Source organism: Lactococcus sp. AK05 (genome assembly GCF_041026685.1).
GTDB lineage: Bacteria > Bacillota > Bacilli > Lactobacillales > Streptococcaceae > Lactococcus > Lactococcus lactis.
The window spans coordinates 654,524-670,286 of the sequence record NZ_JBFTEI010000001.1 but is presented as its reverse complement, the minus strand read 5'-3'; the positions used below and the strand labels follow the sequence as shown (position 1 = coordinate 670,286).

11 protein-coding genes are annotated in these 15,763 nt (G+C 36.0%); 2 read left to right on the top strand and 9 right to left on the bottom strand.

What is annotated here, in order from left to right:
* Positions 1-51: 51 nt before the first annotated feature.
* The 6 genes from AB6B24_RS03235 to AB6B24_RS03210 all read right to left on the bottom strand — a co-directional run bounded on the left by AB6B24_RS03235 (position 52) and on the right by AB6B24_RS03210 (position 9,073).
* A complete protein-coding gene (locus tag AB6B24_RS03235) occupies positions 52-1,137 on the bottom strand; it encodes an FAD:protein FMN transferase (protein WP_311802596.1) in 1,086 nt (361 codons plus the stop codon).
* 83 nt (positions 1,138-1,220) lie between these two features.
* The gene (gene gyrA / locus AB6B24_RS03230) at positions 1,221-3,710 is read right to left on the bottom strand and encodes a DNA gyrase subunit A (protein ID WP_047206248.1); all 2,490 of its coding nucleotides are present in this window, start codon (positions 3,708-3,710) and stop codon (positions 1,221-1,223) included.
* A 246-nt stretch (positions 3,711-3,956) separates the two neighbouring features.
* Positions 3,957-5,423: an APC family permease gene (locus tag AB6B24_RS03225; RefSeq protein ID WP_058219984.1), complete on the bottom strand. Its 1,467-nt coding sequence runs from the start codon at positions 5,421-5,423 to the stop codon at positions 3,957-3,959.
* Positions 5,424-5,595: 172 nt separating this feature from the next.
* Complete coding sequence (locus AB6B24_RS03220) at positions 5,596-6,231, bottom strand: SDR family oxidoreductase (protein ID WP_311802595.1); 636 nt, start codon at positions 6,229-6,231, stop codon at positions 5,596-5,598.
* A 66-nt stretch (positions 6,232-6,297) separates the two neighbouring features.
* Positions 6,298-8,121 carry a translation elongation factor 4 gene (gene lepA / locus AB6B24_RS03215; protein WP_195935390.1) on the bottom strand — a complete coding sequence of 608 codons (1,824 nt, stop codon included), beginning with the start codon at positions 8,119-8,121 and terminating at the stop codon, positions 6,298-6,300.
* Between the two features lie 286 nt (positions 8,122-8,407).
* On the bottom strand, positions 8,408-9,073 hold the full coding sequence (locus AB6B24_RS03210; RefSeq protein ID WP_029343844.1) for an acetolactate decarboxylase: 666 nt from the start codon (positions 9,071-9,073) through the stop codon (positions 8,408-8,410).
* Between the two features lie 110 nt (positions 9,074-9,183).
* On the opposite strand from AB6B24_RS03210, the gene murT reads away from it, so the two are divergent.
* On the top strand, positions 9,184-10,533 hold the full coding sequence (gene murT, locus AB6B24_RS03205; protein WP_311802592.1) for a lipid II isoglutaminyl synthase subunit MurT: 1,350 nt from the start codon (positions 9,184-9,186) through the stop codon (positions 10,531-10,533).
* Positions 10,534-11,319 (top strand): lipid II isoglutaminyl synthase subunit GatD, encoded by a 786-nt coding sequence (gene gatD, locus AB6B24_RS03200; RefSeq protein WP_311802590.1) that lies wholly within the window; start codon positions 10,534-10,536, stop codon positions 11,317-11,319. It abuts the gene before it with no gap.
* A gap of 75 nt (positions 11,320-11,394) precedes the next feature.
* Here gatD and AB6B24_RS03195 read toward each other — a convergent pair whose 3' ends face one another.
* From AB6B24_RS03195 to nadE, 3 genes are all read right to left on the bottom strand, one after another.
* Positions 11,395-14,076, bottom strand: coding sequence for an FtsX-like permease family protein (locus AB6B24_RS03195; protein WP_311804075.1), 2,682 nt, complete (start codon positions 14,074-14,076; stop codon positions 11,395-11,397).
* Between the two features lie 3 nt (positions 14,077-14,079).
* A complete protein-coding gene (locus tag AB6B24_RS03190) occupies positions 14,080-14,781 on the bottom strand; it encodes an ABC transporter ATP-binding protein (RefSeq protein ID WP_010905758.1) in 702 nt (233 codons plus the stop codon).
* Between the two features lie 129 nt (positions 14,782-14,910).
* A complete protein-coding gene (nadE, locus tag AB6B24_RS03185; RefSeq protein ID WP_023189334.1) occupies positions 14,911-15,735 on the bottom strand; it encodes an ammonia-dependent NAD(+) synthetase in 825 nt (274 codons plus the stop codon).
* Positions 15,736-15,763: the final 28 nt, after the last annotated feature.

Sequence of the window (15,763 nt, the reverse complement as noted above, 5' to 3'; positions counted from 1 at the left end):
AAGTTTTAGTTATTTTACAAAAAAATCTTGCATATAGCAAGACTTAAACAATTATTTTAATTTTGTAATATTACCAATTTCAAATGTTTTTTTATCTGAAAGCTGGAATTTGTCTTTCAGTCCAGGTGTAATATAAACCTTATTATCTTTATCGACAAATACAGCCTCAACATTTTTCAACTTTTCAACGTATTCGTAACCTTTTTTGGTTCCCATAGCATATATCATTGTTGACAAACCATCACCATTGGTCTTATCTTTTCCTGAAATTAACAAGGTGATACTGGCAATATCATTCTCAAAAGGATAGCCTGTCTTAGGATTTAGAATATGACTGTATTTATGACCATCAACTTCTAAATATCGCTCGTAAATCCCTGAAGTATTGACGTGCTCATTAGAAGCTTTAATAATCCCCATTTGAGTCCCAGTTGGGTCATTTGGATTCTTAATTCCGATTGTCCACGGACTATCAGCACCTCTGGGTGAATGACCAATCACATAAATCGAACTAGAACCCAAATTGACAATCCCTGTGGTAACACCATCTTTTTTGAGTGAATCAACCATTTTCATAGCGACAAACCCTTTGACAATAGAACCCAAGTCTAAACGAGCCCCTTTTTTTGTCAGATAAATTGTTTCATTTTTATCATCAAACTTTATGTCATGATAATTAATTAAAGGCAACACTTGCTCAATTTCTGATTGAGCAGGCTTTCTAGCGTTATCCATTCCAATGTTCCAAAGACTTGTCAGTGAACCAATTGTAATATCATAACCTAAATCTTTAGCTGAATAGTTATAACCAGCTTTAACCAATTCATATACATTTGAATTCACCTTGACAGGTTTAATTCCTGCATTTTGATTAATCTCATCAATTTGTGAACCTGATTGATTAACGGTTGTTAAATTATTGTATTCAACAGGAAGTTTTAGCGCCTTTTCAACTGCAGCTTCTTTTCCTTTGTCATAAACAGTGACTTTAATGTAAGTTCCCATTGTCGTCACATCTTTATTAATTGGTGACGTTAATAAATTACGATTATCTTTTTGACTAGATTTTCCATTAGCGCAAGCACTTAAGCTAATTAAACTAAGTGCTGCTAGAACCCAAATTATTATTTTTTTCATTCTCTAATTTTTACTGACAGAGCTGTCAGCACCATCTTATTCAGTCAGAAAGTCTGTCAGTAACTGGCAGACTTTCTTTTCAATTATTCTTCGTTATTGTCAGTAGAAATTGTTTCATCAGTAAGTTCTGGCGCATCAACTTCTTCATCTTCAATGACTGGATCTACAAGTGCAAAGGTTACAATTTGTGCTTCATCATCAAGTCGCATTACTTTAACCCCTTGGGCAGCTCGACCAGTTTGAGAAATGTTAGCCACATTTGTACGGATAATAACCCCTGTATCTGTAATAACCATCAAATCTTCGTCACCATTGACAGCAGTTAAACCAGCTAATTTACCAGTTCTTTCTGTGACATTCATGACTTTCATCCCTTTACCACCACGGCCTTTTGTTGGATATTCCGAAGCCTGAGTTCGTTTACCAAGACCATTTTCTGAGATGACAAGAACTTCTTGACTATCATCAATTCGTGAAGTTCCGACAACATAGTCGCCTTCTCTGAGGTTAACCCCTTTAACACCGGCTGCTGCACGTCCCATATCACGAACAACTGCACCTTTAAAGCGAACTGAGTATCCCAAATGAGTTCCGATAATCACCTCATCTTCACCTGAAGTTCTAAGCACATTAATCAGTTCATCACCATCTCGGAGTTTCAAAGCCTTCAAGCCATTTGTTCGAATATTACTAAATTGATTGGTTGAAGTTCGTTTAACAATTCCGTTACGTGTTGTGAAGAAGAGATATTTCGCCGCTTGGTCACGGTCAACATTGATAATTGTTGCAATTTTTTCACCGTCATCAAGCTTGAGAAGGTTGACAATTGGCAATCCTTTCGCTGTCCGACCGTATTCAGGAATTTCATATCCTTTCATTCGGTAAACACGTCCAAGATTTGTAAAGAAGAGTAAATGATCATGTGTTGATGTAGATACCAAATGTTGAACAAAGTCATCATCAGACATTCCCATTCCTTGAACACCACGTCCACCACGATTTTGGGCACGGAATTCATCATTAGCTAGACGTTTGATATATCCTTTATTTGATAAAGTAATCAATACATCTTCTTCCTCAATCAAATCTTCATCTTCAAGAGTAAGAACTTCACCAACTAACAATTCTGTTCGACGTTTGTCAGCAAATTTACGTTTAACTTCTTCTAATTCTTCACGAATAATTTTCTTAACACGTTCAGGTTTTGCCAAAATATCGGCTAAGTCAGCAATCAAAGCGACTAAATCTTGATATTCTGCCTCAATTTTATCACGTTCCAATCCTGTCAAACGACGTAAACGCATATCAAGAATAGCTTGCGATTGTTTTTCAGAGAGGAGGAATTCATCCATCATTGTTTTTTGTGCAATGGCATCCGTTTGTGATTCACGGATAATTGTGATGATACGGTCAATATTATCAAGAGCGATACGTAAACCTTCCAAGATATGTGCGCGTGCTTCTGCACGTGCTTTATCAAAGGCTGTACGACGTTCAACAACTTCTATTTGATGTTCAATATAATCAACTAAGATTTCTTTCAAAGAAAGAATTTTAGGAATTCCTTTTTCGATAGCCAACATATTGAAACCAAATGAAGTTTGCAAACTTGTTAGTTTGAACAGATTATTTAAGATAACGTGTGCTGATAAGTCACGACGAACTTCGATAACCACGCGAATTCCTTCACGGTTCGATTCATCACGAACCGCAGTCAATCCTTCAATTCGTTTTTCATGGTTCAAACGAACAATATGTTCAACCAAACGTGCTTTGTTGACCATATATGGTAATTCAGTCACAACAATACGTTCTTTTCCACCAGCCATTTCTTCAATGTGGGTTTTTGCACGTAATGTAATCGAACCTTTACCAGTTTCATAAGCACGACGAATACCGGATTTCCCCATAACCAAAGCCCCTGTTGGGAAGTCAGGACCAGGAATCACAGACATCAAATCAGTAACTGAAGCTTCTGGATTTTCCATGAGCATATCTACTGCATCAATTGTTTCACCCAGATTATGTGGTGGAATGTTTGTTGCCATCCCAACTGCAATCCCTGTGGTTCCATTAACTAAAAGGTTTGGAAAACGAGCAGGTAAAACGAGCGGTTCACGTTCAGTACCATCGAAATTGTCCATGAAATCAACGGTATTTTTGTTGATATCGCGCAACATTTCCATGGCAATTTTACTTAAACGAGCTTCGGTATAACGCATCGCTGCGGCACCGTCACCGTCCATTGAACCAAAGTTACCGTGTCCGTCAGCAAGCATATGACGATAAGACCACCATTGAGCCATACGTACCATTGCTTCATAGATTGAACTGTCTCCGTGTGGGTGATATTTACCCATAACTTCACCGACAATACGTGCCGATTTTTTATGTGGTTTATCTGGAGTATTTCCAAGTTCATTCATTCCGTAGAGAATACGACGGTGAACGGGTTTTAAACCATCACGTACATCAGGAAGTGCCCGTGCAACGATAACTGACATTGCATAGTCACGAAATGACGTCTTCATCTCCTCAACTAAATTGACATTGATAACATTTTTGTCTTGCATGTTTGCCTTGTAAAATCTCATTAAAATGAAATTTTACTTTCCTTTCTTGCTTTCGGAAGAGTTTGCCCCAATTGACAAACAGATTAACTATATTATACCAAATTTCACACGAAAAGTCAGCTTTTCTCATAGATATAGACTAGTTTTTACAATTAATCCTTAGATATTTTTAAGAATACTTATCCTTTTGTTTTAATCTAAAATATACATCAAAAAAACCCTGAAAAATTCAGGGATAATCTGGCTTTATTCCACATTGAGCGAATTTAAATCAAGACCATTTGTTTTGCGTTGTTCACGACGGGCAATGAAAGGTAAAAGCATACCAAGTAAAATTAAGACAATTGGTGTCAAAATATTCGATGCAAGTTGGAACCACCAGGCAGATGGATTAGCAGCATAGTCCAATTTTGGAACCATTCCTAACACGCAGGCGATGAGTGTAAAGAGAAAACACCAAGCACCAGCAATCATGGCTAGACGTTTTTGTTTGATAAATTTATATTCAGATTGAAAATGTTTCACTGCCCGATTTAACATAATGAAGGCAAAGAAGACCCAAAGATAACGCATTGGCATCACAACTGAATTTAAATTAGTCAACCATTTGACTAATTCATTCATATCTCCGATTCCAAGTAACGGTAAAAGAATAATGATACTAACAAGGATTCCTGTTAATGTATAACCATTTTTAAGCGTTCCTTTGTTCGTTTTTTTACGCAACCATGCTGGAACGAATTCTGGGTCAGCATCAGCAAGTAAAATGCGTAATGGCGCATCAATAGAGAAAGCTAAGGCAGCAATTTGTCCTACACCGTTAGTTAATGCATAGACAATCATTAAAAAGTTTCCGACACCAAAGTGTTGACCTAAAATTTGGAATGCTGCATAAGCACCGTTAGCCATCAAGTCATTTGGTAAATTACCGCTTGAGAAAATCATTCCCATGGCAATCGAACCTAAGACGGCACAGATACCAACCATTCCAGCAAGTAAAAACATCCCTCTTGGAAATTCTTTTGCTGGGTTTTTCGTTTGATTAACATAAGGAGAAATTTTTTCAGCACCACCGACAGCGAAAACTAGCATTGAGATAGTTGTAAAATAACTGAAGTCAAATTTAGGGATATAAGTTTTAATATTTCCCATGTCAGGCGTTGCAATATGGAAATCTTTTGCGATAAAAGGTGCTCCAATCGCCATGACAATGAAAAGTAAACTCATAACAAACATTGCTGTTCCCGCAAGTCCACCAATCACTTTCAGAGTATTTAACCCTTTTGTTGACAACCATAAGAAAGCTAAAAAAATCGCTAATGAAATAAGAGCAACAGCGGTCATCGACATTTGACTGACCAGATTTCCATTTCCTTGACCCACCCAACCAAAAGCAATCAAGATTGCTTGGGGTTTTTGAGCCAAATAAGGAATGTGAACCACCCAATAAGTCCATGCGGCATAATAAGCCAAGCGTTTCGTACTGGTATTTTCGACCCATGAACTGACCCCACCTTTACTATCTTTAAAAGTTGAACCCAGTTGACCAACAATAAGTGCATAGGGAATAAAATACAAAGCCAAAATTAATAGCCATGAGGTAACAACAGTAATTCCTTGTTGGGCAAAGTTATTGACAACGTTCCCCATTCCCCAAACCATGTTAAAGGCAATGAATGCGACGGTAAACCATCTAATTTTTTTTGTGTCCATAAAACTCCTTAAATTTTTTTGAATAAATCGCGGACATTGACAATTTATTGTTTAGCGCTTTCTTTTAAGCGTCATTAAAATTATAAAATATTACAGTCTCTCCTGTCAATTTTTTACTGTAATCAAAAAAGATACTTAAATTTTTAAGTATCTTTTAAATGTTAAGAAAAGTTTAAAGACTTTCAAGAGCTTCTTTAATCGCCGTTTTTCCATTGTGCATTGAAATTACTTTTCCAATTGAATGATCGGTCATCACTAATTCTTTGATAGTATCTGCCACATCTCCTATTGTGTTACTTGCAGAAACCCCGTCATTAATCTCAATCAATCCTGTTGCCTCTTCCTCTGTTAATGCTCCAGGTTGAATGATTGTATAATCTAAATTTGTTTCTTTAATAAGATATAAATCAGCAAAATGTTTAGCAATATAATAATCTTTTAATGCATCAAAGCCGGCACCAATCCATTTTTCTGGTTGAAGAGAAAAAATCGTACTTAGTAAGATAAATCGTTTAACTTTTGCTTTCTCAGCTGCTTGCATAAGTTTGACAGCCCCATATAAGTCAACTTTCAATAAACTTTTTCCACCTGAGCCTGAAACATTAATAATTGTATCCATTCCATGTAATTGTTTGGCCATTTCCTCTGGTGTCCAATCAACATCAAAATGAACAGCTTTTACATTATTATATTGAGGAACTTGCTCAACTTTTCTTGCTCCAGCATGGATTTGATGGTCCGTTGTTGAGAGAGATTTAAGCAAACTTTTACCTACACGTCCGGTACTTCCAACGATAAATATTTTCATTTTCTACCTCTTTTCTACTTCTTTTATTGTAACAAAAAACCACCTTTAAGGTGATTTTAAGATGTTTTATTCTTCATCCATTGAGAGGACAGATAAGAAGGCTTCTTGAGGGACTTCTACTGAACCAATGGCTTTCATCCGTTTTTTACCGGCTTTTTGTTTTTCAAGGAGTTTTCGTTTGCGGGAAATATCTCCACCATAACATTTGGCCAATACGTTTTTACGAAGAGCTTTAATATCTGAACGAGCAACGATTTTATTTCCAATAGTTGCTTGAATTGGCACTTCAAATTGTTGACGTGGAATGAGTTTTTTAAGTTTTTCAACAATGACTTTTCCGCGTTCAAAGGCAAAGTCTTTGTGGACAATGAAACTTAGGGCGTCGACTTTTTCGGCATTTAAGAGAATGTCCATTTTCACAAGATTTGATGGACGATAATCAGAAATCTCATAATCAAAGCTAGCATAACCTTTAGTTGATGATTTAAGTTTATCAAAGAAATCAAAAACAATTTCACTCAATGGAATATTATATATGATATTGACCCGATTTGCGTCTAAATAATCCATTGTTAGGAAAATTCCACGTTTCCGTTGAGCTAATTCCATAACCGGGCCAACGAAATCATTTGGTACCATGATTTGAGCTTTAACAAATGGTTCTTCGATGTTTTCAATGCGCGTAGGATCTGGGAATTCTGATGGGTTGGCTACTTCAAGGGTTTCACCGTCCGTTGTATTGATATGATAAACAACGGATGGCGCGGTCATGATCAAATCAATACCAAATTCACGTTCTAAACGCTCTTGAATGACATCCATATGCAAGAGTCCGAGGAAACCACAACGGAATCCGAAACCAAGCGCTTGCGATGTTTCAGGTTCAAAACGAAGACTAGCATCGTTTAATTGAAGTTTTTCTAGGGCTTCGCGCAAGTCATTGAATTTGTTTGATTCAATTGGATAAATCCCCGCAAATACCATTGGGTTCATTTCTTTATAACCCTTTAGAGCCTCATTTGCTGGATTTGATGAAAGGGTCACAGTATCTCCGACACGTGTGTCCGCAACGGTTTTAATAGATGCTGCTACATAACCAACATCTCCAGCCATCAAGAAATCACGAGAAACAGCTTTTGGAGTGAAAATACCAACTTCTGTGACATCAAATTCTTTACCGTTACTCATCAATTGAATACGGTCGCCAACTTTAAGCGAGCCGTCAATGACTCGAATTTGAAGAATAACGCCTCGATATGCGTCATAAACTGAGTCAAAAATCAAAGCCTTGAGCGGAGCGTCAACTTCACCTTGAGGGGCAGGAACTTTCTCAACAATTTGTTCAAGAATTTCTTCAATCCCAATCCCAGCTTTGGCTGAAGCAAGAACGGCTTCAGAGGCATCTAAACCAATCACATCTTCAATTTCTTGACGGACCATTTCTGGGTCAGCAGCTGGTAGGTCAATCTTATTGATAACTGGTAAAATTTCAAGGTCATTATCCAAAGCAAGATAAACATTTGCAAGGGTTTGGGCTTCGATTCCTTGTGCGGCATCAACAACTAATATTGCTCCCTCACAGGCAGCGAGGCTTCGTGAAACTTCATAAGTAAAATCGACGTGACCTGGCGTGTCAATGAGGTGGAAAATATAAGTTTCACCATCTTTGGCTTTATAATTTAACTCGATAGCATTTAATTTAATGGTAATTCCGCGTTCACGTTCAAGGTCCATTGAGTCAAGAAGTTGAGCTTGCATTTCTCGTTTTGAAACAGTTTCAGTTTGCTCGAGAATACGGTCAGCAAGTGTTGATTTTCCGTGGTCAATATGGGCGATAATCGAAAAATTACGAATTTTTTCCTTACGCGCGTTCATTTCTTGTAGATTCATTTTGATTCCTTTATAAGAGTTCTTGTGGACCTAACCTGGTTTGAAATTTACTTTTCATCCACTGAACTTTCTTTTTGCTTTTTTATAACTAAAAATCAGTTAGAATAATTATAGCATATTTTGCAATAAAAAACCGCTCTTATTATGTAGAGAGCGGTCCTGTGAGAGCTATAATTACTTTTATTTTATAGCAAAATATTCTATAAATTACATTTTAATCAAATTACTGACTTCTCAATTGAATAGTAACAAAATTTGAGAAGCCTGTCTTCTATATCAGACAAAATTATTGAAATAAGTGCTGGTCAAAGTTTTCATCATCGTCAGGAAATTCTTGGTCAATTTTGGTTATTTTACCAATTTCAATCTCAAGATTTTCTGTAATGAAATTTTGGACATGTGCGGTAAAAGTTTTATCATCACTGACAAAATGTAAGTGAAAACCAATACCAAAAAGGTCAGTCAAATGTTTTGGCGCCCAAACTCCAACCATAATTCCAGAAATATTTTCTTTTGTAAAATAAGGTTGGTCAGCCATAATTTCATCATAAGGGCGAGTGTTATTGGCTGGTTTACTACTGACTGTCACTTCTTTGAATTGACCAGTCATAACAATAGTATAAGCGGTATTTGCTGTTGGAAAGCGCTTGGTTAGTGCTGACAGAAAATCTTCTGAATTACTGACAGAGCTGTCAGTAAATTTTGCGATTGGCTGATGTTCGACCATTGCCACATAAGGCATTGTCTCATCTTCTTCAACTAATCGGACATGATTTTCTGAGTCCCCGTGATAAGCGATTCCATTGATAATGGTCACTTCTCCATTTGCAGTATCAAGTGTGCCGATACCGACTGAGCCGTGTTCTAGTGCTTCTTTGAGGGTAATTGTCCCTTTGTAAAAGCCACTAGAGAGTGTCGTAAAAGTATTGTGTTGGAATATTCTGCTATTCATAATGATATTATTTTATCACTTTTTTTTGTTAGTAGTATCAAATATGTTTTATAAATTTTTTTTCAAATTTTATAGAGCAAAAAATCCCTGTATTTGGTATAATATTGCTTATGACAATAAAAACTTCATTTGCAAGGTTTGCTGGTAATTCATCGCGCTTTGTCTTGGAAAAATTTTTCAAGCGCGGTTCAACTTTACCAGGAAAAATTGCTTTAAAATTTGATCCTGAAATTCTTAAATCACTGACAAAAAATTATGAAATCATTGTTGTGACTGGGACAAATGGAAAAACATTGACCACAGCACTGACCGTGGGAATTCTAGAAAAGGCTTTTGGACCAGTTGTAACAAATCCAACTGGAGCCAATATGATTACGGGGATTGTATCAACTTTTCTCAAAGCTCCCAAAGCGAAAACTGGCGAAAAGAAATTTGCTGTTCTTGAGATTGATGAAGCGAGTTTGCCAAAAATCACTGAATATATCAAACCTTCGTTATTTGTGTTTACTAATATTTTTCGTGACCAAATGGACCGCTATGGCGAGATTTACACTACTTATGACTTTATTGTCAAGGGTGCGGCAAATAGTCCCAAAGGTACGGTTTTGTTAAATGGCGATAGTCCACTTTTCAACTCAAAAAAAATAGTTAATCCTGTAAAATACTATGGTTTCAACCATGAAAGCCATGAACCTACTCATGCTCATTACAATACTGAGGGGATTGTTTGTCCGGTTTGTCATCATATTTTGGCTTACAAGATGAATACCTATGCTAACTTAGGAAATTATATCTGTGAAAATTGTGGTTTTAGTCGTCCAGAATTAGATTATCAACTGACAGAATTATCAGAGATTACAAATACTTCTTCTAAATTTGTCATTGATGGGACAGATTATAAAATTAATGTTGGCGGACTTTATAATATTTATAATGCTCTTGCTGCTGTATCTGTCGCTGAATATTTCAATGTGCCAAAAGAAACAATTGCGGCTGGTTTTGAACTTTCCAAAGCAGTTTTTGGTCGTCAAGAAACGCTTGAAATTGACGGAAAAAAAGTAACCATTGTTTTGATTAAAAATCCAGTAGGTGCTAATCAAGCCCTTGAAATGATGAAATTAGCCAATTATCCTTTCACTTTAGTTAGCCTTTTAAATGCCAATTATGCTGACGGAATTGACACAAGTTGGATTTGGGATGCTAATTTTGAATTAATTAATGATATGGAAATTGACCAAATTATCACAGGTGGTGTTCGTTCATCTGAAATGGCCAGAAGAATGCGTGTGACAGGATTTAATGCCAAAAATATTTCTGAACGCAAGGAACTTTCAGAAGTCTTAGAAGCAATTAAAGAGAGTCCAAAAGAGCATGTTTACATTTTGGCAACTTACACTGCCATGTTACAAATGCGTGAATTATTGGCTGAGGGTCATTATCTTGGAAAGGAAATGCGTTAAATGGCTTATATCTCTTTAAAATCAAATCTTGAAAACCCAAAGTATTCCCTCAATGTGGCTCATCTTTATGGTGATTTAATGAATACTTATGGTGATAATGGAAATATTCTCATGCTCAAGTATGTCGGAGAAAAATTAGGGGCAAAGATGACCTTCAATATCGTTTCTTTAGGTGATACTTTTGCAAAAGAAGATTATGACCTTGTTTTCTGGGGTGGTGGTCAAGATTATGAGCAAGAAATTATTGCTGACCAATCATTGCTTGACTTGTCAGCACCTTTAAAAGATTACATTGAATCTGAAAAACCACTTCTTGCAATTTGCGGTGGTTATCAAATGCTCGGTCAGTACTATGTTAATTCCGAAGGGACAAAAATTCAAGGAACGGGAATTCTTGGACATTATACTGAAAATTTACGAACTGACCGTTTTATTGGTGATATTGAAACTCACAATGAAGAATTTGGTGAAACTTATTATGGTTTTGAAAACCATTCAGGAATTACCTATCTGTCTGATGACGAAAAGCCACTAGGAACCGTCGTTTACGGTGGTGGAAATAATCCAGATGACCAAACCGAAGGTTTAATTTACAAAAATACTTTTGGAACTTATTTCCATGGGCCAATTCTTTCAAGAAATGCACGTCTAGCTTATCGTTTGGTGACTACTGCTCTTTACCAAAAATATGGAGAAGAAATTCAACTCCCTGCTTTTGAAGAGATTTTAGCTGACGAAGATAAAGGCCAACAAATTGGGGACCTCAAACGTAAAGTTGAAAAATAATAAAAAAATTACTGATGAAATTTCTGTCAGTAATTTTTTTATTTCTTAAAAAGTTGTCAGTAAAATTTTTAATGATTAATCTACTGATTTCAAAGCCCCAAGCATATCCACGGCTTTTAATTTGAAATGAACAACAATAGCTAGCAAAAGAGTAGTCGCAAAAGTAATTGCTGCCGATAATAAAAGATTTGTCCAAAGTAATCCCGGTGCAAACATAATTTGGTCAGCTGACAATTGGTTCATAATAACCTGATGGAAATAATCCCCCAAACCAAAACCAACCAGAATTCCTAAAAAGCTTAATAAAATCGTTTCCCGATAAATATAAAGTGTGACTTCACGGTCATAGAATCCTAAAACTTTGATTGTGGCTAATTCGCGAATTCTCTCGGAAACATTGATATTTGTTAAATTATAGATGACAACAATCGCAAGTAAAATGGCACACGTAATCAAAACAATCATGACACTATTAATGCCATACATAAAGGATTCAATCACCTTTTTGAGGTCACTATTTTGTGACACTGCTTGAATTCCGTCTTCTTGCATAAATTGAGCTGACATTTTTTGAATATTATTTGTAGACGCATTTTTCAACTTAATCAATTGGGCATTTGCCACAAAATCTTTTTTAAAAACCTTTTGGTAAACCGATTGATTCATGAAAATATAATGGCCCATATACATTTCAGTAATTGCTGCTACTTTTATCTTATGAGGCTGATTTTCACTATCTTTTAGTGTCAGAGAATCACCAACTCTAAGGTTTAAAAGTTCAGCAAATTTTTCTGAAAGGACTGCTCCAGAGTTATTTAATTCAATTTTTTGACTATTTTTACGAGATTTTAAGCTAATGTATTTTGATAAATCATCAGAACGATTTGTCGCAATTAAATTAACCTCTTGTTTTTCTAATTTGTCACTGGCTTCTTTTGTCAAATTTTCAAAGGCAATCGGCAAATAATTCTCAATTTCTGATGAGGCTAATTCTTTATTTATCTCTTCTTTTTCTTTGTCATTTACTTTATTTTTTTCAATAGTAATCATGTCATAGTGCAAAATTTGACCAAATTGTTTATTTGATAAACCAGAAATGGAATCTCGAATTCCAAATCCCATGACAAGTAAAGCGGTACAGCCAGCGACACCAAAGATAGTCATTAACATTCTCTTTTTATAGCGAAATAGATTTCGAGCCGTCACTTTATAAGTAAAACTCATTCTTTTCCAAATAAAATTAATTCTCTCTAAAAGAATCCGTGAGCCTGCTTTTGGTACTTTTGCTAAAAAGAGACTGGCTGGTACTTCTTTTAGTTCCATTCGGACAACCCAATATGCTGGCAAAAGACTACAAGCTATAGCTATCGCAAAAGCAACTATTGTCCATAAAGGAGAGAATGTTAACCGTAAATTGCTAAAGGTAGATGAAGCTGTGTAAGCATTAAATACCGCTATCGGCAAAAAGGTATGTCCAATAATTGTTCCTACTAAAGCTCCTAAACCGCTAGAAACTAATCCATAGACCATAAATTTCTTACGAATGTCACGGTTTGAATATCCCAAAGCCTTCAGTAACCCAAGATTTCCTCGCTCTTCTTCCACAAAACGAGTCATTGTTGTCAAACTCACTAATAAAGCAATCGCAAAAAGGACAACTGGAAAAATATTTGAAAGACTGTCAATTCTTGTTGAGTCATCTAAAAATGTCTTGTAACCTGGATTTCCTTCTTTACGATTATTAATTTGATAAGTCGGTTTTTCAAGCTGGTTTAAGGCTATTTCCTGCTTTGCAAGCTCTGCTTTAGCTTTAGCAATCTTTTCTTTTCCAGCATTAATTTGATTTTGGGCTGCATTGATTTGCTCAATCACTTGAACGGATGCATTTTCCCCAATTTGATTCTTTTGAGCAATTAATTGATTCTCTTGCTGAGTGAGTTGATTTTCTTCCTCAACTATTTGACTTTTCGCTTCATTAATCTGTTTTTCTGGGGCTGTTTTCAGTGCTGCCAAGCGTTTTTCTGGTTGATTCTTAAAAGTATTTTCTAAGGTTTTTTGTTCGGTTTTTAAACGGCTATCATATTTGCTATCAAAAATGGAGATATTTTGTAAGTTTTTATAGGATAGGCGAGCAATCATATAAACATCAGAATCAAAGGCTTCCTTGGTAACAAGCGCATACCCATTAAGTTTACCCGTTCCGACTGTCGTTGAACCAAAATCACTTTTATCGACATATTCACTTGATTTCACAAATCCAACAATTTTAAAGGAATGATTTTTTATTAAATCAGAATCCTTAGACTTGGGAGAGGTAAAATCAATGGTTTGTCCTATTTTATATTGTCCGTCATATAAATAATCTAAAGCAATTTCTGAATCTTTTTGAGGCAACTTGCCTGACATTAACTCATAAGTTGACAATTCATCTGGTTTAGAAAATAAACGCAGGCTATTTTCTTTTCCTTTGATTACCAAATCTTGAAAATAGCCAAATTCTGCTTTTTTTACACCCTTGCTTTCGTTAATTAATTGCTGGTCAGAATGGTCCAAGCCCAAAGTTGAAGTTAGCGTCAAATCTGCTAAATGATGTTGAGCATAAAAATCTTCCGCTGTCCTTCTCATATCGGGTCCAGAAACTTTTAGTCCGACAAAAGCGAAAGTCCCTAACAACATCAAGGAAAAAATAGAAATAAAGCGACCCAATGAACCCGTAATTGACCTGCGAATTTCTTTATTTAAAGTTTTTTTTCGCATAGCTTACCACTCAATTCTATCGATATCTTCTGGTTGGCTATTATTATCAATTTGTTTAATTTTTCCATCATGCATTTGAATGACACGGTTGGCAATTGGAGCAATTGCAGCATTATGCGTGACAATAATAACTGTTTTTCCTTCTTTTCTGGCCATATCTTGAAGAATTTTCAAGATTTGTTTTCCTGTATGATAATCCAAGGCACCGGTTGGTTCATCACAAAGCAAGATTTTTGGATTTTTGGCTATGGCACGCGCAATCGCTACTCTTTGCTGCTCGCCACCAGAAAGTTGCGAAGGAAAATTATGAAGCCGATGTTCCAGACCGACACTTTTCAGCACTTCTTTAGCATCCAGAGCATTTTCGACAATTTCAGAAGCTAATTCGACATTTTCTAGTGCTGTCAAATTATTGACAAGATTATAAAATTGAAAAACGAAACCAACGGCATAACGTCGGTAGGTAATCAATTCTTTGTTTGAAAAATTAGAGATTTTTTCCTCATCAATAATAACCTCTCCCTCATCATTTGTATCCATTCCTCCTAAAATATTTAGGACTGTTGATTTACCTGCCCCAGAGGAACCTAAAATGACAGCCAATTCTCCTTTTTCAATTTCAAAATTTACTTGGTCATTAGCATAAATCTTCTCTTGTCCTGATTGATAGATTTTAGACTCATTAATCACTTCAATAAATGTCATCTTATCCCTCCTTTTTGTTGTAAACGTTTTAGTTAATTATATCATAATTACATTTTACTTCTTATTCAAGTCCTCATCATTTTTAATAAAAAAATTACTGACAGAAATCCTGTCAGTAACTTTTTGTTTTTATTTCCAAAAATCATCAAAAACGCTAATTGGTAAGTGACGTTTATGTTGTGTTTTATTCCACCATGCTTCGATTTTAGCCTTAGCATCCTCAGAAATCACTTTACCTTCTGTGTAGTCATCAATATCATTGTAAGTCACACCTAATGCAATCTCGTCAGCAAGTCCTGGTTTTCCTTCTTCAAGGTCTGCAGTCGGAACTTTTTCATAAATGGCTGGGTCAGCGCCAAGTTCAGCCAAGAGTGCTTTTCCTTGGCGTTTATTCAAGCGGAAAAGTGGGAGCAAGTCTGCTCCACCATCACCAAATTTTGTGAAAAATCCAGTAATATTTTCTGCTGCATGGTCTGTTCCAAGAACCGCTCCTTGATATTGACCAGCCACAGCATACTGCGTAATCATACGTTGACGTGCCTTAATATTTCCTTTGTTGAAATCTGATACTTCAATTCCAGCTTCATTGAGGGCTGCCACTTGTCCTTCAACAGCAGCTTTAATATTTACTGTCAAACTGACATCGGGTTGAATGAAAGCAAGCGCACGTTGGGCATCTTCTTCATCAGCTTGAACACCATATGGCAGGCGAATTGCTACAAATTTATAAGTCTCATCAGCAGTTTCTTGACGCATTTCTTCGATAGCAATTTGAGCCAGACGACCTGCTAAACTAGAATCTTGACCACCAGAAATCCCTAATACAAAGGACTTAATGAAAGGATATTTTTTTAGATAATCTTTCAAAAAATCAACTGACACCCTAATTTCTTCTTTAGGATCAATGACTGGTTTCACACCAAGTTCTTTAATAATTTCATCTTGTAATGTCATTTTATCTTCCTTTTACTGACAGTTTCTA